At 52.5% G+C, this 24,027-nt stretch carries 22 protein-coding genes; 6 read left to right on the forward strand and 16 right to left on the reverse strand.

Translation table 11 applies throughout. The features are described 5' to 3' along the window. Positions 1-227: 227 nt before the first annotated feature. Complete coding sequence (rpoN, locus tag MKJ04_RS22195; RefSeq protein ID WP_241644316.1) at positions 228-1,670, reverse strand: RNA polymerase factor sigma-54; 1,443 nt, start codon at positions 1,668-1,670, stop codon at positions 228-230. Between the two features lie 320 nt (positions 1,671-1,990). On the opposite strand from rpoN, the gene asnS reads away from it, so the two are divergent. After that, on the forward strand, positions 1,991-3,430 hold the full coding sequence (asnS, locus tag MKJ04_RS22200) for an asparagine--tRNA ligase (protein ID WP_241644318.1): 1,440 nt from the start codon (positions 1,991-1,993) through the stop codon (positions 3,428-3,430). A 229-nt stretch (positions 3,431-3,659) separates the two neighbouring features. Here asnS and MKJ04_RS22205 read toward each other — a convergent pair whose 3' ends face one another. Then, positions 3,660-4,052, reverse strand: coding sequence for a hypothetical protein (locus tag MKJ04_RS22205; RefSeq protein WP_241644319.1), 393 nt, complete (start codon positions 4,050-4,052; stop codon positions 3,660-3,662). A 257-nt stretch (positions 4,053-4,309) separates the two neighbouring features. Between MKJ04_RS22205 and MKJ04_RS22210 the strand changes: the two genes are divergently transcribed. Beyond that, positions 4,310-5,875: a hypothetical protein gene (locus MKJ04_RS22210; protein ID WP_241644320.1), complete on the forward strand. Its 1,566-nt coding sequence runs from the start codon at positions 4,310-4,312 to the stop codon at positions 5,873-5,875. A 484-nt stretch (positions 5,876-6,359) separates the two neighbouring features. On the opposite strand, the gene MKJ04_RS22215 is transcribed toward MKJ04_RS22210, so the two are convergent. From MKJ04_RS22215 to MKJ04_RS22275, 14 genes are all read right to left on the reverse strand, one after another. After that, the gene (locus MKJ04_RS22215) at positions 6,360-7,748 is read right to left on the reverse strand and encodes an FAD-dependent oxidoreductase (RefSeq protein ID WP_241644321.1); all 1,389 of its coding nucleotides are present in this window, start codon (positions 7,746-7,748) and stop codon (positions 6,360-6,362) included. 69 nt (positions 7,749-7,817) lie between these two features. Then, the gene (locus MKJ04_RS22220) at positions 7,818-8,402 is read right to left on the reverse strand and encodes an alpha-ketoglutarate-dependent dioxygenase AlkB family protein (RefSeq protein WP_241644322.1); all 585 of its coding nucleotides are present in this window, start codon (positions 8,400-8,402) and stop codon (positions 7,818-7,820) included. 3 nt (positions 8,403-8,405) lie between these two features. After that, positions 8,406-9,863, reverse strand: coding sequence for a cation:proton antiporter (locus MKJ04_RS22225; RefSeq protein WP_241644323.1), 1,458 nt, complete (start codon positions 9,861-9,863; stop codon positions 8,406-8,408). 58 nt (positions 9,864-9,921) lie between these two features. Next, entirely contained in the window at positions 9,922-10,683 is a 762-nt protein-coding gene (locus tag MKJ04_RS22230; RefSeq protein WP_241644325.1) for a hypothetical protein, read from the reverse strand. 116 nt (positions 10,684-10,799) lie between these two features. Further along, positions 10,800-11,282 (reverse strand): nuclear transport factor 2 family protein, encoded by a 483-nt coding sequence (locus MKJ04_RS22235; protein ID WP_241644327.1) that lies wholly within the window; start codon positions 11,280-11,282, stop codon positions 10,800-10,802. A gap of 158 nt (positions 11,283-11,440) precedes the next feature. Further along, positions 11,441-11,701 carry a type II toxin-antitoxin system RelE/ParE family toxin gene (locus tag MKJ04_RS23000; RefSeq protein ID WP_410896843.1) on the reverse strand — a complete coding sequence of 87 codons (261 nt, stop codon included), beginning with the start codon at positions 11,699-11,701 and terminating at the stop codon, positions 11,441-11,443. A gap of 17 nt (positions 11,702-11,718) precedes the next feature. Then, positions 11,719-11,862, reverse strand: a complete 144-nt coding sequence (locus tag MKJ04_RS22240) for a hypothetical protein (protein ID WP_241644329.1) — start codon at positions 11,860-11,862, stop codon at positions 11,719-11,721. 232 nt (positions 11,863-12,094) lie between these two features. Further along, positions 12,095-12,676: an O-methyltransferase gene (locus MKJ04_RS22245; protein ID WP_241644331.1), complete on the reverse strand. Its 582-nt coding sequence runs from the start codon at positions 12,674-12,676 to the stop codon at positions 12,095-12,097. A 582-nt stretch (positions 12,677-13,258) separates the two neighbouring features. Continuing rightward, positions 13,259-13,876 carry a hypothetical protein gene (locus MKJ04_RS22250; RefSeq protein ID WP_241644333.1) on the reverse strand — a complete coding sequence of 206 codons (618 nt, stop codon included), beginning with the start codon at positions 13,874-13,876 and terminating at the stop codon, positions 13,259-13,261. A gap of 490 nt (positions 13,877-14,366) precedes the next feature. Further along, positions 14,367-15,653, reverse strand: a complete 1,287-nt coding sequence (gene kynU / locus MKJ04_RS22255; RefSeq protein ID WP_241644335.1) for a kynureninase — start codon at positions 15,651-15,653, stop codon at positions 14,367-14,369. 385 nt (positions 15,654-16,038) lie between these two features. After that, a complete protein-coding gene (locus tag MKJ04_RS22260) occupies positions 16,039-17,121 on the reverse strand; it encodes an amidohydrolase family protein (RefSeq protein WP_241644337.1) in 1,083 nt (360 codons plus the stop codon). A gap of 116 nt (positions 17,122-17,237) precedes the next feature. After that, a complete protein-coding gene (locus MKJ04_RS22265; protein ID WP_245402732.1) occupies positions 17,238-18,560 on the reverse strand; it encodes a PQQ-dependent sugar dehydrogenase in 1,323 nt (440 codons plus the stop codon). 122 nt (positions 18,561-18,682) lie between these two features. Then, positions 18,683-19,207 carry a GNAT family N-acetyltransferase gene (locus MKJ04_RS22270; protein WP_241644339.1) on the reverse strand — a complete coding sequence of 175 codons (525 nt, stop codon included), beginning with the start codon at positions 19,205-19,207 and terminating at the stop codon, positions 18,683-18,685. Between the two features lie 86 nt (positions 19,208-19,293). Next, the gene (locus tag MKJ04_RS22275; protein ID WP_241644341.1) at positions 19,294-19,830 is read right to left on the reverse strand and encodes a 3-hydroxyanthranilate 3,4-dioxygenase; all 537 of its coding nucleotides are present in this window, start codon (positions 19,828-19,830) and stop codon (positions 19,294-19,296) included. A 122-nt stretch (positions 19,831-19,952) separates the two neighbouring features. Between MKJ04_RS22275 and MKJ04_RS22280 the strand changes: the two genes are divergently transcribed. The 4 genes from MKJ04_RS22280 (at position 19,953) to MKJ04_RS22295 (ending at position 23,684) form a co-directional block, all read left to right on the forward strand. Further along, positions 19,953-20,741 (forward strand): SDR family oxidoreductase, encoded by a 789-nt coding sequence (locus tag MKJ04_RS22280; protein WP_241644343.1) that lies wholly within the window; start codon positions 19,953-19,955, stop codon positions 20,739-20,741. 251 nt (positions 20,742-20,992) lie between these two features. Next, a complete protein-coding gene (locus MKJ04_RS22285) occupies positions 20,993-22,438 on the forward strand; it encodes an aldehyde dehydrogenase (RefSeq protein WP_241644345.1) in 1,446 nt (481 codons plus the stop codon). A gap of 7 nt (positions 22,439-22,445) precedes the next feature. After that, a complete protein-coding gene (locus MKJ04_RS22290) occupies positions 22,446-22,706 on the forward strand; it encodes a hypothetical protein (protein ID WP_241644347.1) in 261 nt (86 codons plus the stop codon). Between the two features lie 114 nt (positions 22,707-22,820). After that, positions 22,821-23,684 carry a RelA/SpoT domain-containing protein gene (locus tag MKJ04_RS22295; protein ID WP_241644349.1) on the forward strand — a complete coding sequence of 288 codons (864 nt, stop codon included), beginning with the start codon at positions 22,821-22,823 and terminating at the stop codon, positions 23,682-23,684. The last annotated feature ends 343 nt before the right edge of the window (positions 23,685-24,027 follow it).

Consider the following 24,027-nt stretch of genomic DNA (forward strand, 5'->3'; position numbering starts at 1 on the left):
TAGTTGGTCGAATAACTATCTTAACCAAAGTGGGCACTTTTTTTATCCCTAATTACCTTTTAAAACAGCTTCTTAGAGGGTATAAACGGGAGCAACAGGTATAAAGATAGTAGTCCGCGCGCTCATGCCTGCATCCAGCTCCTTATTTCGCTCAGCAAGACCTTCTCCGACTATAGAAAATCGTGTGCCCTGATACGTGTGTCGTGTGTCTGAGAATGTATCAGCTTTTACAGCTCTTTGCGCAGGCGGGCTACCGGAATATTGAGCTGCTCGCGGTATTTGGCCACAGTGCGGCGGGCAATGTTATACCCCTTGTCATTCAGCATCTTCTCTATCTTCTCGTCGGAGAGCGGCTTGCGCTTGCTCTCGCCTTCGATGATCTCTTTGAGGATGTGCTTCACCTCGCGACTGCTGGCGTCCTCGCCCGAGTCGGTGGCGATGCCCTCGGAGAAGAAGTATTTGAGCGGGTAGATGCCGAACTCGGTTTGCACGGCTTTGCTGTTGGCCACGCGGCTGATGGTGCTGATGTCCATCCCAATTTCCTCGGCAATGTCTTTCAGGATCATCGGGCGCAGCTCGCTTTCGTCGCCTTCCAGAAAGAAATCGTGCTGGTACTTGATGATGGCCTCCATGGTGCGGAGCAGGGTGTTCTGGCGCTGCCGGATGGCGTCGATGAACCACTTGGCCGCGTCCAGCTTTTGCTTCACAAAGGTCACTGTTTCCTTCAGCTTCTTGTCCTTTTTGTCTGACTTGTCGTAGGCGTCGAACATGTCGGAGTAAGAGCGGCTGATGCGCAGGTCGGGGGCGTTGCGCGAGTTCAGCGACAGCTGCAACTCGCCGTTTTCGTTGGCCAGTATAAAATCGGGGATGATGTACTGCACACGCGTCATGCTGGCCCCGGCGCCGCCCGGCTTGGGGTTCAGTTTGATGATCACGTCAATGGCCTTTTTCAACTCATCTTCCGTGATGCTGAACCGGCTCTGTATCTTTTGGTAATGCTTTTTGGTGAACTCCTCGAACGCGTCGGTGATGATGCGCTCGGCCAGCAAGGTGATCTCGTCCTGCTCGCGGCGGCCCAGCTGCAACAGGAGGCACTCAGGCAGGTCGCGGGCGGCAATGCCCGCCGGGTCGAAGGTCTGGATCATGTGCAGCACCTGCTCCACCTCCTCTTCGGTAGTTTCGATGTTCTGCGAGAAGGCCAGGTCATTCACAATGGCGTACAGGTCGCGGCGGATGTAGCCGTCGTGATCGATACTGCCGATCAGCTGCATGCCGATGGCGTACTGCCGGTCGTCGAGGCTCAGGAAGCCCAGCTGGTCCATCAGCGAGTCGGTGAGCGTGGAGGTCATCGCGATCGGCATCTCCCGGTCCTCCTCATCGCCGCCGCGATCGCCCTGCATCTTGTAGCCGCTGATCTCGTCGTCGTTCAGGTAGTCGTTCAGGTCAATGTCCTCGTCCTTGCTGTACTCCTCCTCTCCCTCAAAATCCTCCGTCTCGCTGTATTCATCCGTGGACTCCTCGCGCCCCTCTTCCAGGGCCGGGTTTATCTCCATCTCCTCCTTTATGCGCGCCTCCAACTCCACAGTAGGTATCTGCAGCAGCTTGATAAATTGTATCTGCTGCGGCGATAACTTCTGGGACAAAAGTTGTCTTAAATCGAGTCGCTGCATAGTATGAATAGAAAAAATGTGCCCATATGCGCACATTCAAATTTAGGATAATTTTACTTGCATTTACAAAAAAGGTTAAAATATCGTTACTTTGGGAGATTTTCGAGAAGATACACGAGTATGGCGTATCCCGACACACGTAGCACAACATCAGATTATTTCACGCTTCCTTACCATGTGTTAGAAGTATATGATTTGATCTGCCGGATTTGCCTTTAGTTGAAGAGTCGTGCTACGTGTGTCATGCTACGTGCATCGTGATCCGCACATAATCTAAGAATCCATACCTTTAGTAACTGAAGGAGACAATAACCAGACATATGCAACGCATAAAAGTAAAAGACCTGCTATCGGGTGCCGAAGAAGGCAAAGAAGTCCTGTTGAAAGGCTGGGTGCGCACCAAGCGCGGCAACAAGTTTGTGAGTTTCATCGCCGTGAACGACGGCTCCACCATACATAACCTGCAGGTAGTGGCCGACGCCGAAAAATTCAGCGAAGAGGCCCTGAAGGACGTGACCACGGGTGCCGCCATTGCCGTGACCGGTACGCTGGTGGCCTCGCAGGGTAAAGGACAGGCCTTTGAGATTCAGGCCATCAAGGTAGAAGTGCTGGGCAAGGCCGACCCGGAAACATACCCCCTGCAGAAGAAGGCGCACTCGCTGGAGTTCCTGCGTGAGATCGCCCATTTGCGCTTCCGCACCAACACCTTTGGGGCGGTTTTCAGGGTGCGCAACACGCTGGCCTTTGCGGTGCACAGGTTTTTCAACGAGAAGGGCTTTGTGTACATGCACACCCCGATCGTGACGGCCTCCGATGCGGAGGGCGCGGGCGAGATGTTCCGGGTAACCACCCTGGACCCGATTAACCCGCCGCGCACCGAGGATGGGCAGGTAGATTATACGGAGGACTTTTTCGGCAAAGCCACCAACCTGACGGTATCCGGGCAGTTGGAGGGCGAGCTGGCGGCCATGGCCTTCAGCGATATTTATACCTTCGGGCCAACCTTCCGGGCGGAGAACTCCAACACCACGCGCCACCTGGCCGAGTTCTGGATGATCGAGCCGGAAATGGCCTTCCACGACCTGAAAATGAACGCCGACCTGGCTGAGGAGTTTATCAAGTACATCATCCGCCATGCCCTGGAGACCAACCGCGACGACATTGAGTTCCTGGGCCAGCGCCTGGCGGAGGAAGACAAGAGCAAGCCACAGAACGAGCGCCAGGAAATGACCTTGCTGGAGAAGCTGGAGTTTGTGGTGGATAACGACTTTGAGCGCGTGACTTATACCGAGGCAATCGACATCCTGCTCAACTCGAACCATTATAAAAAGAAGAAATTCCAGTATGACGTTAGCTGGGGTATAGATTTGCAGAGCGAGCACGAGCGCTACCTGGTAGAGAAGCACTTCAAAAAGCCGGTGATCGTGACGGATTACCCGAAGGACATTAAGGCTTTTTACATGCGCCTAAACGATGACGGCAAAACCGTGGCCGCAATGGACATCCTGGCTCCCGGCATTGGCGAGATCGTGGGCGGCTCACAGCGTGAGGAGCGCCTGGAGATACTGGTAGAGCGCATGAAAAGCGTGGGCATCCACGAGGAGGACCTGTGGTGGTACCTCGATACGCGCCGCTTCGGGGGCTGTCCGCACGCGGGCTTCGGCCTCGGCTTCGAGCGCATGGTGCAGTTCGTGACGGGCATGGGCAACATCCGCGACGTGATCCCGTTCCCGAGAACCCCGCAAAACGCGGAGTTTTAAGCGTCGGCTATAGATTGAAGCAGCAATTATATATGATTTCAGAAGCCCGGCTCTATATGGCCGGGCTTTTTTGTGCGGTTGTCTGAATCAGGAATTCCAGAATTAGATGATTTTCAGGATGGTTTATTATATACTCCCAGAGAAGAGGATTAGCCACAGCGCATTCATATATACCACGCACCTCCTGTTAATCCTTTCCTCCTGAAAATCCTGATTCGGACAAACTTTTTCAGTCTTGCGCTTCAATGTTCGACAGGTGGAGATAATAGTACGTCTGGCCCGGCATCATCATTGCCGGTTGCTGTCCAAAGTCTTTCAATTTTCCGCTGAACACGACCTGTACACCCTCCTGTTTAAGTTCTTCCGGCAGCTTGCAGGGCACACAGACATACTGTGTATCATAGGTGCCGCCTACGCCCACATAGATCGCGTATTCCTGAATTGTTGTGTTAAACCAGACAAAGCCCTCCAGTGCGTTAGCCGTTTGCACTGTTTCCCGGTTCGCATCACAGGGCAGCAGCGTTGCCCCCGGCGCCTGTGCCTCTTCTTTTTGGCAGCCAAAGGCACTCAGTAAGGCTACCGAAACAAGAGCTAAAGTCAGTGTTCTGTAGATATTTATCATTTGACTTTTCTGAAGGGTTATATAGGCATGACCCTCACTGTAGTGGAACAGTTGCAGCCTCTAACCAAAAAAGACCGAAGAAAAGAATAATAGAAGCAGTATAACACAGCTATATGTAGCAAACGCGACAGGCCGTACCCATAACACCAACCAAACGCAATCCCTCAACCAAAAATTTTCTTTCCTTAGCCATTGATTTTGTATACTTTGGCCAAAAATTTGCACGTTGTGTTTATACATCACTCAAGCCTACAACTATGCGTAAATTATTCCTGAGCCTGCTCTTGATGGGGGCCTTCGCCACCGCGGCCAATGCCCAGAAAGAGTTCGCCAATATACAACTCCCCATGAACCGCGCCGAGGACCTTGTGACGGTGGCAGACAAGAGCGGCAACGTGTGTATTTACTTTTACCAGAACGGAAAGCTGAACATCTCCCTTCTCTCGCCGGGCGGCGAGCAGTTGGCGCAGCACGAGATCCCGTACCGCTTTTCGCAGGAGCCGCAGATACTGGGCACCCGCGTGACGGATGAGGAGTTCGTGTTCTACAGCCGCTATACCAACGGCCGCCGCGAGTATGTGCGCCCCTTCGCCGTGAACCGCCAGACCGGTGCTTTCCGAAGCCTCCAGGACGAGCAGTTGCAGGTGGCCCGAAACGCCAACTTCCTGGGTGGCTTTGGCAACGAGGAGCATTTTTACATGCTCTATACCGACAGAGACAATAACCTGCACCTCTACCGCGACAACGATGAGGACGTGGCCCACCTGGAGCACCGCGTGTTCAAGCCCAACATGCCCCGCACCCGCGACCGCTACGCCCGCGAGGCGGACCTCATTTATGTGAGCGACAATATTGAGCACAATGTGTTTACCGGCCACCACCGCAGCAAGATCTATACCCGGGACGGGAAGATATACATGATCTTTGATGGCTTTGACCTGAAAGGCAGCAAGAACGAGGCGACGACCGAGATTCTGGCGCTGGACTGGGACACTGGCGAGACAGAGTACCGCACCCTGCCCGCACTGGAGCAGCGCAACGACCCGAGTTTTAACTCCTTCCTCTTTCAGGACAAGCTGTTCCGGGTAAACCTGGAGCGGGATCAGTTTAAGCTCACCGCCTATGATTTTAACACCCTGAAGCCGATCAAAGAGTATAATTACAGCGGCGAGGAGGAAATCGCCATCAAGTCTACGCCTGTGCAGCAGCGCGGAGCTGGCTCCATCTTCTCCTCCAACAACACCAAGGAGATCGAGAAGACATCCAAAGTGCTGAAAAACCTAGCTGACGGCGTGCCCGCTATTACCGTGGACACCTTCAACGACAGCACCCTGCAACTGACTATCGGCTCGTACAAAGCACCGGCGGAGCGCAATGGCCGAAACGATGACACCCGCATGGTGCGCACCCCCGACCGCTATGTGCGCACCTCGCGCGGCCTCATGATGGTGCCGGGCCGTTGGACGCCAGCCTACAGCATACCGAGCTATTACCTGAACTCGCCCTATTACAGCCGCTACTTCTACGACCCCTATGGCCAGGGCAGCGGTTTCAGTTCTGGGCCAGGAACCAGCACCTACTTCAGGTCGGTGCTTAACTCTGCTGACCTGGCCAAGGTAAGCGCTGGCAAGGCAACCGAGGTGCTGCAGGAAAAGATTGAGGATTTTGAGCAAGAGCTAAAGCCCGAGCCGGAGTTTAAGACGGTATACCGCTACGGCGACAAGCTGCACTACGGCTACTACGACCGCAAGGCCAGAACCTTCCGCATCGTGGAGTTTGCCCATGGGCAGGAAGAACCTAAAGCAGAACAGGTGCAGCCCTAACCCCATCACCCTTATATATAAAATCCCCGCTGGTTGATACCGGCGGGGATTTTTGTTTTTTTTATGAATTGAGATTGCTATAGCCGTTGAGAAGGCACCGGATACGACCTTATACCATTATCGAATGGATTTTGCGTATTGAAGTGTTTTCGTGAATTGTTTGTACCTGCTGTTACGCAATACCTACTTTTGTCCCCCTTTGAAGGGGGTTGGGGGATGACACTCCCTGCGGGCAATCACCTGTGAGATATTTAGAAGCTGTTTCTTATCAAGCAAGAGCAGGAAAGGCTGTTTCGGCCGCCTCTCATCCCCCTGCCCCCTTCTTCGTCGAGGGCCCCTACCCCCAAGGGGGACTTTTACGAATTGCGCGGCTTTCTTGCGTAACGTCAAATTTGACTGTGCAAATTCTAATTGATAGTGGTATTAATTCACCCTTGCATTCCGGGGAAGGAAATAAGACCCGCTGACTGCTGAAATGCTTGAGTTACGCTTCCTGCGGCACGTATTTTTTCAGCCTTTCTTTCTGCACCAGTTGCTTTTCCAGAAGCTGCTGCACTTCAGGCTTGTCGTAGTCGTCCAGTGTCCTGATGTGCTTCATCACGCGTTTCATGATCTTGTCCTGCATCTGGCCGGTTTCGAGGGCGTATGAGTAGGGCAGGTCGGTGAAGGTGACCATGGAGTATAGCGGAATCCACTTGTCGGGGTACTGCTCGGATATTCTGCGCTCTATTTTCTTGCGGAGCAGGAAGCGCGGCTTGGCCACCTTGTCGCGCATCTCGATAAAGTTGAGCACGGCCAGATCGGCGATGGCGTCTGCATCGGGTTTGCGGCGGTGCTCGAACCGCTCAAACAGCACTTGCCAGTCCTCGCCGTCGAAGCTATCCAGCATCTGGTCCAGCACTGTGATGTCCTCAAACCCCGCGTTCATCCCCTGGCCATAAAACGGCACCACCGCATGGCTTGCGTCGCCGATCAGCAGCGAGGTGCCTTTATAGCTCCACGGAAAACACTTGATCGTGACCAGCGAACCGACCGGATTCCCGAAATACTCGGCAGCCAGGCCCGGCATGAGGGGCACCGCGTCCGGGAACACCTCCCGGAAAAAACTCAGTAGATCGTTTTCGTTTTTGATAGTGGAGAAGGAGTGTTTGCCCTCGTAAGGGAAAAAAAGCGTGCAGGTAAAGCTGCCGTCGATGTTGGGCAACGCGATCATCATGTAGTTGCCGCGCGGCCATATATGCAGCGCGTTCTTCTCGATGGTCCAGTCGCCGCTTGCCGTGGCGGGTATGGTCAGCTCTTTGTAGCCGTACTCGAGGTAGTGCTGCTCGTAGTTGAAGCGCTCGGTTTTCTGCATCGCGCCCCGCACCACCGAGAAAGCCCCATCCGCCCCAAACAGCAGGTCGGGCTGCACGGTTTCTATCTTGCCGGTTTCGATGTGGCGCAGCTGCACCTCGTTGGTGGGCAGGTTCACGTCGATGGCCTGCCTGCTGAAGTGGTAGGTAATGTCGGGGTTCGGCTCCGAGAGGTTCATCAGGGCCATGTTCAGCCCACCCCTGGACACCGAGTAGATGGCCTGTCCCTCTTTGCCGTAGGGCTGAAATGTGAGGTTGCCCTGCTCGTCGTGCATCACGCGGCGGTACATCGGGATAGACACCTTGCGCACCTCCTCCTCTATGCCGATGCCCTTGAGGGCGCGCCAGCCGCGGTCGCTGAGGGCGAGGTTGATGGAGCGGCCGCCATCTATGCTGGTAGTGCGCAGGTCCGGGCGGCGCTCGTAGAGGTCTACCTTGTGCCCGTGCTTGGCTAGGTACAGCGACAGCAACGAGCCGACCAAACCGGCCCCCATAATGGCAATATTCTTCTTATCAGTCATAATTCGGCGGAGCCCATGCCCCCTTGACGACGTAAAGTAACGGTATCCGGCCCGGATTGACAAAAGTTGCTACCCTTTCACGTTCCGGAAGGTGAGGTTGATGCGTGGTTGTACGGGGCGTTTGGTCTTGGGGATGTGGTGCAGCCAATGATGCTGCATGGCTCCCTCCATCAGCAGCAGGCTACCGTGCGCCAGCAGGATCTGGCTTGTTTTCAGCTCGTTGCGGGTGCGGTGCTTTAAACCGAATTTTCGCTCGCCGCCAAAGCTCAGGCTGGCGATGGCGGGCTCCGGACCCAGCGCGGCCTCGTTGTCTGCGTGCCAGCCCATACTGTCGTTGCCGTGGCGGTAATAGTTCAGGAGCACGCTGTTGTAGCGGTTCCCGCTGGCCTGCTCCACCCGCTCGCGCAGCTCCTGCAGCACCGGCACCCAGGGTTTTGGCGCGTTATACAGCCCGGAGTAGGTATAACCTTTGTCGCCATACCAGGCCGTGAGGCGCGGCATGGGCAGCTCCTTCCCAAACAGTTTGATGTGTTCCTGCTGCCAGTCTATTTCCTGTTCCAGCTTTTTAAAGTACGCGTCGCTTTCCTCCAGACTAAAAAAGTGCGGGGCATAGTATAGGTCAGCGTCAGGCAAGTCTATCTTTGGGAGGGGCATAGCTTAGGGCTCATCTGTCCGGACGGAGTAGCTTCCGTGCAGGGTGCTGTCTTTCATCTTGCCCTTCCTTCTGCTCGAGTCCAGGTAATCCATTACGTGGGAGGCGGTCAGGCCGTGTAGCATGATCGACACCATCACGATAAAGCCCACCACCGACCACAGCTGCTCCGCATCGGCAAAGCCCACCTGCTCCAGGGCAAAAGCCAGATAGAAAAAGGAGCCGATGCCCCGGATACCGAAAAAGCTGATCGAGAGCCGCTCGCGCCACGAGCAGTTTTTCACCCCGACCAGCCCAAGCAACGCTGTGACGGGCCGGATGATAAACAGGAAACCCAGCCCCACCAGCGCGCCCTGCCAGGTCAGGTGATCGAGCAGGCCGGTTACGAGGCTCCCGCCAAAAACGATCAGCAGCGTGACCATGATGATGCGCTCGATCTGGTTTACAAAGTCGTGCATCTCGGTATGGTACTCGTTCTCCTCCTCAAAGCTGCTCAGTGTCAGGCCCGTCACGAATACCGCGATGAAGCCATACCCATGCAGGAGCTCCGTGAAGCTGTAGGAGACCAGCGTGGCCGAGAGTGCCAGAAAACCGTCGCGGGCCTTCGGGAACCTGGATTTGGCAGGCAGGTAGAAAACAAGAAAGGCCAGCCCCAGCCCAATGAACGCCCCACTGCTCACGCCCACTATAATGCGGTAGAGCAAATCGCGGATCACCCAGTCGCTTACCCAGCTGCCGTCTGTGTTGGCGGCCACCGTGAGCACCACCGCCAGCCAGGTGAAGGGGAAGGCGGTGCCGTCGTTCATACCCGCCTCCGCCGTCAGCGAAAACCGTACGTCGTCTTCCTCCTTCTCGTGTGGCGGGCCTACCTGCACCTGCTCGGCCAGCACCGGGTCGGTGGGGGCCAGCACCGCGCCCAGCAGCACCCCTCCGGCCAGCGTCATGCCCAGCAACTGCCAGCCCAGCACCGCCATGATGCCGATGCAGAGCAGCATCGTGATACTGACAAGCCGCAGCGGGATCTGCCAGTTCTTCCAGCTGATCTTCCGGCGGAGTTTCAGGCCAGTGCCCATCAGCGAGATGATCACGCTCAGCTCGGTCAGCCGCACCACGTATGTTTCCTGCCACAGCGGGTCGGGGTATGGCAAGCCCAGAGGCAGGAGGTAGAGCAACATACCCAGAATCAGAAAGAGGATGGGGTATGAGATAAACGTTTTCTCCATCAGGCTCGGCACCCAGGCCATCGTCAGTGCCGCAAACCCAATCACGGCCATCGCTACTATGTAATTATCCATCGTGTTTATTGTGGGTATAGCCAGGCGCTCTGGCCCTGCTGTGGTATAACTGCAGTTAGTCGGCGGTTGCTCCGCAGCGTAGGCATACCTACGCAGTATGGGCTTTGGCGGGTGCCTTTCTGCCTCTATTCTATCGGCCTGCCTATACCCCGGAAACGTTGAAGGCATTGGCGTTGGGGCGTTAAGCCGCCTGGGGTTGGTTCTTTTGATGGGGAATGATTTTGCGCTAGTCGCTTTTGAGATCCAGCATACTCTCCTGGCTTACTCTGATAAGCGATCTTCTGGGCCGGTCTAAGTCGATGATGAGGAACACGACCAGGACAATCAGAAATATAAAGATGGTAGTGGGGATGCGTGACCGGTTTTTGCCAAGCCCCTTGGCGTAGCCCATGAGCGCACCCGCCGCAATAAACACTAGAAAAAGGAGCAGAAAAATCACCTCGGGCACATGCTGCTGCTGTATGGTGTTCTGCTTGCCTTGTGCGTCTATCAATTGATTGAGGGCGGTAACGAACAAGCCGGTCGTCACAGGCCTGGGATCGAGCTCCACGGCGGCGGCCGTTGCCCACATTAGGTCCTGCAGCTGCTCCGTTTTCCGGATGAGCCGCTTCCGTTCCTCTCTCTTTGTGATGTCGATATTTAACATCTCCAGGCGCACCGTTACATACTGCTGCAGCAATTTGTGGGCTTCTTTGGGGTATGGCTCGGGCAGCAGGGTCGTCCGGAGCAGCGCGGTGCCAATGGCATTTGCCTCATTTATCTGCGCCTCCGTTCTGTTGTCGAACCGTTGCAGGGCCATGCTGAACGTAAAGCCAAGTAGCAAGGCCAGCAGGCCAAAAACACCACCCAGAATAGCGCTTGGCTGTGTCTTTATGTCTTCGCCGTTCTTTTTATGGTAGCGACTCCCAAAGAAACTCCCGACTTCGTTTGCTGAGAGAATCAGTATGAATAAGACAACAACGACGAGGATACTGCTTTGGTCATACATAAGCTACATCTTTGGCCCATACATGCTTGCTAAATCTACAGGCTTGCCTACCTGTTATTCGTGTATTCCAAAGGCTAGGTTGGCAGGCAGAGCGCCGTGCCCTTTCAAGCGTGCTGTTAGTGAAGGCTGATGACCTTAGTGATTTCCCACTTGCCGCCGTCATCTTTCCACATGATGACAAATTTGCTTGGCGTAGGTATGGCCTCCGGCTCCTGGCTGTTATGAAATTGATGAAAGCCCATCTCTACGGCGCCATACCCTTTAATGGGGTATACCTCTATGCTTCCTGCAACCAGCTCGCGCGTTACTTTGCCGCAAATGTTCCTTTCGGTAGCATCGAGAATGTCTTGCTTCGATGTGCTTAGCCCGCCTTGGTCGTGATAGAACTCAATGGCATCGGCGTAGATAGACGCCTGCTTTTCCAGATCACAGGTGTTGTATGCGTCAAAAAACGCGCGGTCTATCCCAACGATGGCCTCATACAGCTCCTGGTCAGCAGGTATGTATGGCCGTACCTGATCCGGTTTATTGCGCTTTACAGCGGTGCACGAAAAAAAGGAAGCTGTCAGTAATAGAAGGGCAAAAAGGGCTGGCTTCAAGTTTCTTGTCTTTTATGTGCCTGGGGTGATTTTACAGCAGGCGCCGCGGGGGTCTCAAGACTACTCCCTTTTCAGGCTGGCACTGCGCTACCACTGTATAAATTATGACTCAGATTACTCCTTTACCAACTGTGGTGCTAACTCGGTGTTGGCGGAAGTCATACGTTTACCAATGGTCTGGAGGAATGATGTACCATTAGCACTTCTATTCTGTCTTCTCCTCTAATCTCATAGATAATCCGGTAATTCCCCTCTATCAATTCTCTGATATTCTCATCATTCTTTTCAGGCACTATCCTTCCAATCCTGGGCGTCTTCTTTAAAATATTCACTTTGTTGAATAGTTTAGATATGATAGAGGACGCATATTTATCCGAATATCTGCTGCTGTACTCCGCTATACTGGTTAAATCATCTATGGCTCATTCTGCCCATATTACTTTAACCATTTTTCTAATTTCTTTTTGGCTTCTTCTTCAGTATAAAATTGACCCGCCTGTATTTGTTGTTGACCTTCTTCTATTTTCTGCAAGATTATTAATCTTTCCATTAGTTCATCTACAGAAAATTCTTCTGGCATGTCTTGAATGGTCTTTAATAATTGCGCCTTCCTCATCATTTTCAAGTTAATCTATCACAATGTACGAAATTCATTATCCCGTGTCCTGATTATTTTGATCACCGCTAACAGCCTCAGCTATGAGTAGTTGCGAGGGTTAACACGAGCCTTTGCAACTGCACACCAAGCCAAAATTTCGGAGGAATTCTCAGAGTAGGCCAGAACAAGCAACTACTCATAGGCAGTGTTGCACCTAGCGTTTTTTGGCTGCGATTATAATTCCGGTTGACCAATTCATTTTAGTAAGAGTTAAATCTTCTCGATTTTCTAAATACTCAATTAGCCTATTCACATTCTCTTGATGTCCGTCAGGCCAATTTGGCTGCGTTGACATATCGTCAATAATATATAGTCCGCCGATTTTTAACAAATCAAGAATTTCATCAGTTTCACTGTATTTCCCAGGCCACGCGTCTGCGAAAACCAGATCGAATTTATCTCCCTTGTAATTTTTTATCCATTCGGTTCCATCTGCACAAACTATTTGTACTCTTTTGTCTTGTCCAAAATAATTTTCAGCTATCTCAATCAGTTTAGGGTCATTATCAACACTAGTGAGTCTAGATTCAGCGTCCATTCCGTCTATCATCCAGGATAGCGACAATCCAATACCAGTCCCTAATTCTAATAAGTTTGCTTTAGGTTTAGATGTTATCAGTGTTTTTAATAGCGTTCCGATGTAAAGGTCAGAAGGCATTGTGAACCCTATTTCTTTGGATTTATTCTCAATCTCCGAATGAATTTTAGGCTTGTCAAGAATGTTTGAATCATTCATTTTTTATGAATTGTATTTTATTAATGGTATGATTTTTCGATTTAAGCCCTGAAGTTTCAAGTCAGGCAGTCATCTGTAATGTACAATAATCCATGTGTTGCCTGACAAAAATCAGCAACAGTCCTTGAGAACACGGTCATGCACGATTACAGATAACATACAGATCACGACAAGGATTGATAGCAAATTGCAAATTGTGAGTGTTATATAATATCTCCTCTAGAAATTAATGGAGTTGCCCATAACCTTTTTGGCGTAAATCTTAGAAGTAATTGAACTCAGAGCCCCAAAGATAATACAATAATCCCTGGATAGAGACCAGTGATTGTAATACCAATAATGCTTAGTGCTGCTACCGTAAGAGCTAACACCATTGCTATGGAGGTAACAACGCCAAATGTTTTTGCCTACTCTATTCATTTTTCCGCATCCCGCTTTTTGTCTGTCAACAAGTTTTTTGAGCCGTTTGTAAGTGATAGTCAGAGAAGACTCTTTGAATTATGCATTGTTCCCGTAGTTTGCTGTCAACGGTTTGGCTATGGTGCGTTTATGCACTATAAGTTTTGTTGGCAACTGTTGTTCTTAGTACTCACTTGCAATTGCAGCAAGTATAAACAAAGCAGAAAGCACTACTCCAATAGCCAAGGGTATCCATACTGGTCTCGCTCTATATTTCGTGTCTTTGCCAATATACTTTTGCCAGAAAAATTTCTGTAGAATAAACGCCCCGAATAGATTGAAAGAAATGGTCAAGATTGAGTTTCTTGGAATGGAGTCCAATATGGCAATCTGTCCAGCTGTATAGGATAAACCAAATATAAGGACTTGCCAAAATCCATTCTTGCTCTCCGTCCGCTTGATGTTTAGAGCCACCAAAACAGAACCAAAAAGGACAAAGAAAACTGCTGAAAAGATGTAGATTACTCTCTCGGAATATAAAGCAGGAGCATTCTCATCTCTGACTAAATTCTTATTCCATCCTTTTGAGGATGATTGCCAGAGTTCTTCATCTTCCTTTCTTTCAGAATCGATTTGTTCATTTTTATCTCTGACGATTTCTTCCAATTCCTCATCAGTGAAGACTCGTCCCCTGCGTTGTAATTCATCGATGGTGGCAGAGATTGCTTCTGGTACATACTTCCTTCTGTTAGTAATGTAACCTTCTAATTCTTCGTCTGTTTTGCTTGGTATAGTAGCCAAAAAGCTCATTCGATTAATTATTGATATTTGCTAACTAATATACAAACGGTAACCTATTCGGCTTACCTGCACTATGTATGGGAACTAGTGATGTTGTGCTTGCTTTCAGTTTATGCCTCTTACATCCCTGCCTATCTTTCATCCACAGCACGCCTATTCACAATATAAGAATTTAGATGGAAAATGCGCTCTTTATTGCAACTAAACAACCCTTTCATCCTAGGTCATAGGTAGAGAAATGCATCCTTGAGGTAAACAGGCATTCCGGGTACTAAAAAGCGACTTTTCCTGTCACGTTTAACTGGCTAACATTTAGAAATTAACAAATCTACCTGAAGTAAAGTACAATTTCGCGGAGCGGCGTAGCCGTAGAGTTATTCGGATAGTTACGGATATATCCGGATAAGTATAGGATAGCGCTTCGCCAGCAGGCTAACCAAAATCGGCAGCCTATTAACAGGCTGCCGATTTTGATTTAGGGCAATTTTGATTATTTAACCACTACGCCCTCCAGGCATTCGTGCAGGATTTCGGAGAAGCGGTATACCTCCTCGAAGCTGTTGTAAAGTGGCGTTGGGGCTATCCGGATCACGTTTGGCTCGCGGTAATCCACAATAATACCCGCTTCCATGAGCTTGTCGAACAGCATACGGGAGTTCTGCTTCACCAGGATCGATATCTGGCTACCACGTGCCTGCGGGTCGCGCGGCGTAATCATCTCCAGCACCTCCTCGCCCACCGGCACATCGTCGATCAGGTACTCCAGGTAGCCGGTCAATTTTTCGCTTTTGGTGCGCAGGGCTTCCATACCTCCGGCCTGCTCCACCAGTTCCAGCGCCGCGCGGTGCACCGACATAGTCAGGATCTGGCCGTTGCTGAGCTGCCAGCCAGGGGCCCCTTCCATCGGCTTAAAGCCCTTCTCCATCTTAAAGCGCTCGTCGGCATCGTGGCCCCACCAGCCGGCAAAGCGCGGCAGCGTGCTGTCGTTGGCAAAGCGCTCGTGCACATACACGCCAGCCGTGCCGCCCGGGCCGGAGTTGAGGTATTTGTAGGTACACCACACGGCAAAGTCCACGTCCCAGTCGTGGAGATGCAGCGGAATGTTACCGGCGGCATGTGCCAGGTCAAAGCCCACGAGCGCACCCGCTGCGTGCCCAGCCTTCGTGATGGCCGCCATGTCGAACACCTGCCCGGTGTAGTAGTTTATACCTCCCATCATCACCAGGGCCAGTTCCTCGCCATGCTCCTGTATGCTTTGCAGGATGTCTTCAGTGCGAAGCGTACGCTCTCCCTCACGCGGGAAGAGTTCGATGATCGCCTCGTCGGGGTTGTAGCCGTGGAATTTGGTCTGTGTCTCGAGCGCATACTGATCGGACGGAAACGCGCCCCCTTCGGTGATGATCTTGAAACGCTTGCTCTCCGGCCTGTAAAAAGACACCAGCATGAGGTGCAAATTCACGGTCAGCTGGTTCATGATCACGACTTCTTTCTCTTTGGCACCCACCACGCGGGCTGCACCAGGTGCCAGGAGCTCATGGTAATTATACCAGGGCTCCTCGCCTTTAAAATGGCCTTCCACGGCAAAATTGGCCCATTTATACATCTCGTTGTCAATGTACATCTGCGCTGATTTTGGCTGCAGCCCCAGGGAGTTGCCACAAAGGTAGATGGCGTCCTGCTTGTTTACCTGCGGATAGTGGAATCGCTCCCGAAAGTGGTATAGCGGGTCGTTTTGATCTTGCTCCTGCGCATAAGCCAGGGTATTCTGGTAGTTCATGTTCGTGCGAGTAGTAGTGTGTATAGAGAAGCTATTTCCCGTAGCCTTTGTTTTCTGAATGCTGCTAAGATAAGAATTTGCCTGCGGAGTTGCGAGTGTCTGTAAGGGGTTGGCTGATCGGATGTTGTTTCTGTTTGGACCGGGTCCAACCACCCCCTGCCCCCTCCTTTTCTAAGGCGGGGAGTCTACTTTTGCTAAAGCAAGCCATACATTCTATAGTTGCTGTCAAGTTGAAAGAGGAACTGCTCAAAAATGTAATATCCATGCTCCCTCTCCTGTTTTTAGGAGAGGGTTGGGGAGAGGTAAAACTCTCCGCCTGGGGGTAGACTCCCCGCCTTAGAAAAGGAGGGGCCGGGGGTGGTTGGAACTTTTCTCCAGAAAGTCGCTATACCCGCTGTTTCACGCCATCCGCCCCTTTCACAAATTGCTCTTTTTTGAGGTTCAGCCATTCCAGCGCGGTGCCGTGCAGCATGCGGTCTTTGGTGGCGCGGTCGTAAGGCATGGATTCGATGAGTTTGCCGGGCTCCAGTTCGCCGAGGGGGAAGGGGTAGTCGGTGCCGAGGGCGATGCTGTTGGCCCCGACCAGGTCAACGAGGTACTCCAGCATCTTCGGCTCGTGCACCAGCGAGTCGAGGTAAAACTTGCCCAGGTACTCGCGCGGATGCACGTTGTTATCCACGGCGCAAAGGTCGGGGCGCACCTCAAAGCCATGGGCGATGCGGCCGATGGTAGCCGGGAACGAGCCGCCGCCATGCGCGAAGGCCACCCGCAGGTGCGGCAGCCGCTCGAACACCCCCCCGAAAATCATGGAGCAGATAGCCATACTCGTTTCGGCGGGCATCCCTACCAGCCAAGGCAGCCAGTACTTGCTCATTTTCTTCTTGCCATACATATCCCAGGGGTGCACAAACACGGCTGCGCCTAACTCTGCCGCCGCCTCAAACACCGGAAACAGAAACGGAGAGTCCAGGTTGTGCTCGTTGATGTGCGTGCCGATCTGGATGCCAGCCATACCCTGTTCCTTCATGCAACGCTCCAGTTCCTTCACGGCCAGGTCTGGGGCCTGCATCGGCAGCGTGCCCAGGCCCACAAAGCGATCGGGGTAATCGGCCACCACGCCCGCAATGTGGTCGTTGAGCATGCGCGACAGGTCATGGGTGTGCTCGGCCTTGGCCCAGTAGTTAAACATGACCGGCACCGTGCTGAGCACCTGCACCCCTACCCCATGCTGGCTGCACGCGTGCATGCGCACCTCGGGGTCCCAGCAGTTGTCCTGTATCTCCCGGAAAAACTTGTCGTCCATCATCATGCGGGCGCAGCAGGGCTTGTGGTGCTCCAGCCGTACGAAGCCGCCATACCCGTAGCGCTCCCGCAGGTCTGGCCAGGTGCGCGGCAAAATGTGGGTATGGATGTCGATCTTGAAGAGGTCGGCGGCGGTTGTAGCGTGCTGAAGGTTGCTTTTGGGCATATACATGTGTCGTGTAACGATGAGCAGGGTATGGGTGGCGTGGCAATGGTCAATGCATCAATATACGTTTTTTTCCTTTGCACGCCTATCCTCCGCATGCCCCTACCTGCCCGGTGCTAATGTGCCGCGCTCACCCGCCAGATGGTGTTGCTGGTATCGTCTGCCACCAGCAACGAGCCGTCTGGCTGCACCGCCACGCCCACCGGACGCCCGTATACCTTGTCGCCACCGGCATAAAAGCCCGTCAGGAAATCCTCTGGGGGCCCGGCAGGTTTTCCGTTCCGGAAAGGCACGAACACCACTTTATACCCTACCAAGTCCGAACTTCTCCAGGAGCCATGCTGCCCTACAAAAGCGCCGTTCTGGTATTTCTCCGGGAAAGCCGATTTATCATAAAAAGCCAGTCCGAGCGAGGCGGTATGCGCACCCAGCGGCACATCGGGCACAATAGCTTTGGCTACCATGTCGGGGTGCTTGCCGAGCCACGCAGGGTCTTCGTGCTGCCCAAAGTAGGCATACGGCCAGCCGTAGAAACCGCCGTCCTGCACGCTGGTCAGATAGTCCGGCACCAGTTCGTCGCCTAAATCATCGCGCTCGTTCACGGCCGTCCAGAGGGTATGGGTGCCGGGTGCCCAGCCCATACCCACGGGGTTGCGCAGCCCACTGGCGTACACGCGCTCGCCGGTGCCGTCTGGGTTTACCTCCAGGATATTGGCGCGTCGGGTTTCGTGTTCCATACCATGCTCACCGTGGTCGCTTGCAGAGCCTACGGCGATGTATAGCTTTGAGCCATCGGCATTGGCAATGAGGTTGCGGGGCCAGTGGTTGTTATACCCACCGGCAGGCAGGTTCAGTATTTTCTCGCCCTTGGCTGTGATAGACGTTTGTCCGGTCTGGTACGGATAGCGCCATACCCCGTCGGTATTGGCCACGTAAAAGTGCTTGCCCAGCACCAGCATACCCAAAGGCTGGTTTAAATTACTCAGGAAGGTCTGCTGTACATCGGGCTGGCCATCGTGGTCTGTGTCCCGGAACAGGGTGATGCGGTTGGCGCTGTTGCCCAAGGCCATGGACTTGGAGATACCCACGATCTTCGCGCCAAGCTCTTTCCAGAAGCCGACCTCGGTGCTTGCCTCGGCCACCAGCACATCGCCGTTTGGGGCTACGTAGATCCAGCGCGGATTCTTCAGTCCATCGGCGAATTTGGTTACCGTAAACCCGGCGGGTGCCTGCGGTGTCCGGCCATCTTTCCAACCGATCACGTTACTGAAATTGCGGCTCGACTCCGTGGCGTGGGGCGCAGGCAAGGTCACCCGAAGGCCGGCTGGCGTTTCCAGGGTGTCGGGTTGCTGCTGTACCACCGGCTGTTTGGTGTTGCAGCCTCCTAGTAAGGAGGCCGCTGCTATAAAGGAAAGGGTATAAAGGCTGGTTTTGATCATCGGTTTGCGTTTGCCCCTACTTACGGAATCAGGCAGCAAGGCGTCGGGTTTCGGAATTTTACATCCAGTGCCAGCCAACCTCTTGCATTGTTTCAGTTACCCTTCAGGCCTCTGCAACGTGTTTATACCTCCCGCAGGTTGGCGTAGATATCTACATCAATAAACTTCCCGTCTTTGATTTCGCACTGCCGCATGGTGCCCTCATACTGAAAGTTCACTTTCTCCAGCGCTCGTTTGCATTTCAGGTTACCGTGCTCCACAAAGCCCTCTATCCTGTTCAGGCCCAGCTCCTGAAACCCCAGTTCAAACAGCCTGGGCATCACCTCCTTTAAAATCCCCTGACCCCAGAAAGCTGGCAGCAGCCAGAACCCAATCTCAGCCTTGCGGTGCGTTTTGTCCAGGCCGTTATACCCACCTGCTCCGCAAAATGTGTCTGTGTCTTTGGTATAAATTCCCCACCACAGGCCAGTACCATTTCTTTTCAGGTCTGCATACCAATCCATCTGCTCCTGTATAGCCTCCCGTGTCGGGAAGTGTACGCCATAGTACTGTGTAACTTCGGGATCAGACAGGCCCTGGAAAATATACTCCTTGTCCTGCTGTTCTATCTCTTTGAGTATGAATCGTTCTGTTGAGAGCCGTGCCATACTATGCTGGTGGTTTTGTGAAAGTAAAAAGCACCCTTGCAGCACGATGTGTCCTGCAAGGGTGCCCCTGATGGTATAAATGTTTGCTACTTGGCTTCGGCAGGCGGGGCCGGTGGCTGCATCACCTCGCCGCAGTTATTGCAGGTACGCCGTTCCTCGTTCTTCCAGAAGTTATCCATAATTACGGGCAGCTGCCCCACAATATCGGTCACGTCGGCATACTCCTCATACAGTTTGTTGCCGCAGTTCTCGCAGAACCACATAAAGCCGTCTTTCTCGCCGGCCTTGCGGTAGCGCTCCAGCACCATCCCCACCGTGTTGGCCGGGCGGCGCGGGGAATGTGGCACGCGCGGCGGCAGCAGAAATATCTCGCCTTCTTTTATCGGTATATCCACCGGCTTACCGTCCTCGATTATCTTCAGCACAATGTCGCCCTCCAACTGGTAGAAGAACTCCTCCCCCTCATCGTAATGGTAGTCTTTGCGAGCGTTCGGGCCGCCGACCACCATCACAATAAAATCGTCGTTGCCTTTAAACACCTGCTGGTTGCCCACGGGAGGCTTTAGCAGGTGGCGGTGCTCGTCTATCCAGGCTTTAAAGTTGAAAGGTCTCGTGATCGCCATTGTTCTGTTTTGTTAGGTTGATACAGGGAAGTTACGCAAAAGCACCAACAAATGATAGTGACTGTCCGCACCAAAACCATTTTGGCGGATGATGTTCACCCTCTTTTCCGTATATTGACTCTATGAACGTAGACCTGAAAAACAAACGCGCCCTGGTGTGTGGCAGCACCCAGGGTATCGGCAAAGCCATTGCCCTTGAACTGGCGACACTCGGTGCCAGCGTAACGCTGATAGCCCGCAACGAAGGGAAACTAAAGGAAACAATCACAGAACTAGCTAAAACTAACGGGCAGCAGCACGACTATGTGGTGGCTGATTTCTCGAACCCCGAAGAAGTACAGCAGCAGATTCAGCGGTATGTGCAGGAGCAGGACGAAATCCACATTCTCATCAACAACACCGGCGGCCCCGCTGGCGGACCTATTACCGAGGCGAAGCCGGAGGAGTTTCTGAAGGCGTTCAACATGCACCTCATCAACAACCACCAACTAGTGCAGGCCGTGCTACCGCTCATGAAAAAAGCCGGTTACGGACGCATTATCAACATCATCAGCACCTCCGTGAAAGAGCCTATTGCCGGCCTCGGGGTATCTAACACCACGCGGGGTGCGGTGGCCAGCTGGGCTAAAACTATGGCCAATGAGCTTGGGCAGTTTGGCATCACCGTCAACAACGTGCTGCCCGGCTCCACCAAAACCAGCCGCATCTATGACATTGTGGAAAGCAGGGCCGCCAAAGCTGGCAAAAGCAAGGAAGAAGTGCAGCAGCAAATGGAAGCCGCCATACCCGCCCGCCGCTTCGCTGAGCCTGAAGAAGTAGCCGCGGCGGCCGCTTTCCTGGCCACACCCGCCGCCGCTTACATAAATGGCGTCAGTTTAGCCGTGGATGGTGGCAGAACGGGGAGTATTTAACGGTTGGGGGTATAGGTATCCAACCACCCCCTGCCCCCTCCTTGTCTAAGGAGGGGAGTTTTTATTACTGCTTAAACTGCAACGTTGCTTAGCTACAGTTCATGTAGTAAAGATTTATAAACTCATATTGTAGCTACAGAGCATAATGCCTGTCTCAGGAAAAGCAGACTCCCCTCCTTGGATAAGGAGGGGCAGGGGTGGTTTGACCCGGCTTGTGCCTATCTAATTTAGAATTTCTAACAACCCGACCCGTGCAGCAGATAAAAAACTATATAAACGGCCAACTGGTGGCCCCTAAAGCAGGGAAGTATATTGACAACTATAACCCGGCCACAGGCGAGGTTTATTCACACATCCCCGACTCTGACGAACAGGATGTGGAGCAAGCGGTGCAGGGTGCACTGGCCGCTTTCCCGGCATGGGCCAGTACTTCCGCCGCAAAGCGGGGGCAACTGTTGATGCGGATCGCCGACCTGATCGACAAGTACCAGGATCGTTTGGCTGAGGCAGAATCTGTTGACAACGGAAAGCCGTTGAAACTGGCAAAGGCGGTGGACATCCCCCGAGCCAGTAGCAACATGCGCTTTTACGGCACCGCTATCCAGCACTTTGCTTCTGAGGCACATTATATGGAGGGGACTGAAGCCATCAATTATACCGTCCGGCATCCGCATGGGGTGGCCGGGTGTATCTCTCCCTGGAACCTGCCGCTATACCTTTTTACCTGGAAAATCGCGCCCGCCCTGGCCGCCGGAAACTGTGTCGTAGCCAAGCCCTCTGAAGTAACGCCCATGACGGCCTCCCTGCTCTCTGAGCTATGTATGGAGGCTGGGCTACCGGCTGGCGTATTGAATATTGTGCATGGGTATGGGTATAAAGTAGGGGCCGCCATTGTAGCCCACCCGAATGTACCGGTGCTTTCTTTTACTGGCGGCACCAACACCGGCCGCAGCATTGCTGCCACTGCAGCACCAATGTTCAAGAAACTCTCTTTAGAGTTAGGGGGCAAAAACCCGAACATCATCTTTGCCGATTGCGATTTTAACAACGCGCTCCATACCTCTATCCAATCGTCGTTTGCCAACCAAGGGCAGATATGCCTTTGCGGCTCCCGAATTTTTATTGAGCGCCCGCTTTATGAACAGTTTAAACAGGCTTTTGTGGATAAGGTGCAGAACGTGACTGTTGGCGACCCAATGGAAGACGGGACCAAGATGGGGGCCGTGGTATCGGAGCAGCACATGCAGAAAGTGCTTTCTTATATCGAGTTGGCCAGGCAAGAAGGTGGCTCCATTCTGACCGGTGGCCAACAGGTACACTTAAGCGGTCGTTGTGCGAAAGGTTGGTTTATCGCGCCTACCGTTATCGAAGGACTCTCACCAGAGTGCCGCACCAATACCGAGGAGATCTTTGGCCCCGTGGTTACGCTCACGCCTTTTGATACCGACGAAGAAGTGATCCAATACGCCAACTGCACCGACTACGGCCTCTCCGCCACTATCTGGACGAAAGATTTGTCCCGGGCACATCGTGTCGCACATCAGGTCCGTTCGGGTATCGTCTGGATCAACACCTGGCTACTACGCGACCTCCGTACACCATTTGGAGGTATGAAAAATTCTGGTGTTGGCCGAGAAGGGGGCTTCGAGGCCTTGCGCTTCTTCACCGAGCCGCAGAATATTTGTGTAAAGCTATAAGTTGCGCATGATGATTAGTGCGGAGAAAGTGAAGTATCGAGATAGCGACCTTTTTGCGCGCGCAGGAGCATTACACGAAAAAGCACTTTTGACGGCACATGATTGGGAAGCTATTGAAAGCATTGTTCAGAATTGTCTCCTCATAGGAAAGGGGCTAGCCTCCGTGGCCTTTGCAAAAGCAGCTGCTGAAAACGCGACCCGCATGGCAACAGCAGGCGCAATGAAATCAATTTATACCTTCCTCCTGAATTCAAAAAACAACTCCTGAAGTCCTCTTATTTACAAGATGAATTAAGAAACCAGATGTTGATAAACTAACTGATTTATGCGTTTACCTTTCAAAAGCGTACCTAATAAGTAGAAGTCAAAAATCTACTGTCGCATGTCCCGTTATACCGACCAAACACGTGTAACACACCAATCCATTCTTACCTCACTGAATGTAAGTGAGCAGGAATTACGCGCGAGGGACATCAAATTAGCTGATCTGGTAGAGATTCATAATGATTACATCACGCGGCACAACGAGTTAGACGATATCGCATCGCTGATTGCCAATGTCTTGCTTAGAGAAAATGAAGTGCACGCAGTCCGGTATCGGGTTAAGGAGCCTATCCACCTGCTCAAAAAAATTGTCCGGAAAAAGAAAGAATACCCTGAACGGAACCTAACAGTTCACAACTATTTACAGCATATAAACGACCTGGCGGGGGTACGCGTCTTACACCTTCAACGAGAGCATTGCTTTAGCATCGGGAAGTATATCCGGCATACCTGGGAGCTAAAGCGCATGCCTTATGCTTATGTGAACGACGTAACAACTTCGCAGTCTCAATTGCTTCGTGAGCATGGTTACAACGTGCTTATTAACCCAAGGGGGTATACTGCCCTGCACTATATAATCAAATCAAAACCAAACAAACAGCTATACTTTGTAGAGATTCAGGCTAAAACGCTGTTTGAAGAAGGATGGAGCGAAATCGATCACTGTATCCGCTACCCTGATCATGAACCAAACGCACTGCTAAGGTATCTGCTCCATTTTCTAAATCGACTCACAAACCATTCTGATGAGACTGCTGCACAAATCCACGCGATTGCATATGAACTGGATAAATACAAAAGTTCTACTGAAGCCGATGTCGATCAGATAAAACAAGCAATCAGCCATCACATTACCAAGCTTCCATTGGAAGAAAATGAGAAACAACAATTGTACACCTGCCTGGCTCAGTTAAAATTATGATGAAGTTTTTTCCATCGAGAACCTGATCAACCCGAAGTTCATCAACGACTAACAGTTCCCATTAAACATCAAAGCCGCAGTCTCCCTTTGGAGACTGCGGCTTTGATGTTTATACCACTATCGAATGGGTTTTGCGTATTCGAGTATTTACCACAGGCTGCCGCCCCATCAACTTTACCACCAGCCCACTTTCTCCTGACTGCCCTGCCGGAAGAGCAAGGGTGTGCCGCAGCGTTTAGGGAGTCCGTACTTGGGGAGGCTGCATACACTGGCGCAAGCGTCCGTTTGTGCCGCCGTTGCTGGGCGATGGTCGGCATGGATTGCCCGGGAAGGCACCCCGAAA

This window comes from Pontibacter sp. E15-1, from assembly GCF_022601975.1.
Classification (GTDB): Bacteria; Bacteroidota; Bacteroidia; order Cytophagales; family Hymenobacteraceae; genus Pontibacter.

What these genes read in the sequence shown, in the direction of transcription:
- rpoN (WP_241644316.1), bottom strand. Translation starts at nt 1,670, where the DNA reads ATGCAGCGACTCGATTTAAGACAACTTTTGTCCCAGAAGTTATCGCCG.
- asnS (WP_241644318.1), top strand. Translation starts at nt 1,991, where the DNA reads ATGCAACGCATAAAAGTAAAAGACCTGCTATCGGGTGCCGAAGAAGGC.
- MKJ04_RS22205 (WP_241644319.1), bottom strand. Translation starts at nt 4,052, where the DNA reads ATGATAAATATCTACAGAACACTGACTTTAGCTCTTGTTTCGGTAGCC.
- MKJ04_RS22210 (WP_241644320.1), top strand. Translation starts at nt 4,310, where the DNA reads ATGCGTAAATTATTCCTGAGCCTGCTCTTGATGGGGGCCTTCGCCACC.
- MKJ04_RS22215 (WP_241644321.1), bottom strand. Translation starts at nt 7,748, where the DNA reads ATGACTGATAAGAAGAATATTGCCATTATGGGGGCCGGTTTGGTCGGC.
- MKJ04_RS22220 (WP_241644322.1), bottom strand. Translation starts at nt 8,402, where the DNA reads ATGCCCCTCCCAAAGATAGACTTGCCTGACGCTGACCTATACTATGCC.
- MKJ04_RS22225 (WP_241644323.1), bottom strand. Translation starts at nt 9,863, where the DNA reads ATGCCTTCAACGTTTCCGGGGTATAGGCAGGCCGATAGAATAGAGGCA.
- MKJ04_RS22230 (WP_241644325.1), bottom strand. Translation starts at nt 10,683, where the DNA reads ATGTATGACCAAAGCAGTATCCTCGTCGTTGTTGTCTTATTCATACTG.
- MKJ04_RS22240 (WP_241644329.1), bottom strand. Translation starts at nt 11,862, where the DNA reads ATGCCAGAAGAATTTTCTGTAGATGAACTAATGGAAAGATTAATAATC.
- MKJ04_RS22245 (WP_241644331.1), bottom strand. Translation starts at nt 12,676, where the DNA reads ATGAATGATTCAAACATTCTTGACAAGCCTAAAATTCATTCGGAGATT.
- kynU (WP_241644335.1), bottom strand. Translation starts at nt 15,653, where the DNA reads ATGAACTACCAGAATACCCTGGCTTATGCGCAGGAGCAAGATCAAAAC.
- MKJ04_RS22260 (WP_241644337.1), bottom strand. Translation starts at nt 17,121, where the DNA reads ATGCCCAAAAGCAACCTTCAGCACGCTACAACCGCCGCCGACCTCTTC.
- MKJ04_RS22265 (WP_245402732.1), bottom strand. Translation starts at nt 18,560, where the DNA reads ATGATCAAAACCAGCCTTTATACCCTTTCCTTTATAGCAGCGGCCTCC.
- MKJ04_RS22270 (WP_241644339.1), bottom strand. Translation starts at nt 19,207, where the DNA reads ATGGCACGGCTCTCAACAGAACGATTCATACTCAAAGAGATAGAACAG.
- MKJ04_RS22275 (WP_241644341.1), bottom strand. Translation starts at nt 19,830, where the DNA reads ATGGCGATCACGAGACCTTTCAACTTTAAAGCCTGGATAGACGAGCAC.
- MKJ04_RS22280 (WP_241644343.1), top strand. Translation starts at nt 19,953, where the DNA reads ATGAACGTAGACCTGAAAAACAAACGCGCCCTGGTGTGTGGCAGCACC.
- MKJ04_RS22290 (WP_241644347.1), top strand. Translation starts at nt 22,446, where the DNA reads ATGATGATTAGTGCGGAGAAAGTGAAGTATCGAGATAGCGACCTTTTT.
- MKJ04_RS22295 (WP_241644349.1), top strand. Translation starts at nt 22,821, where the DNA reads ATGTCCCGTTATACCGACCAAACACGTGTAACACACCAATCCATTCTT.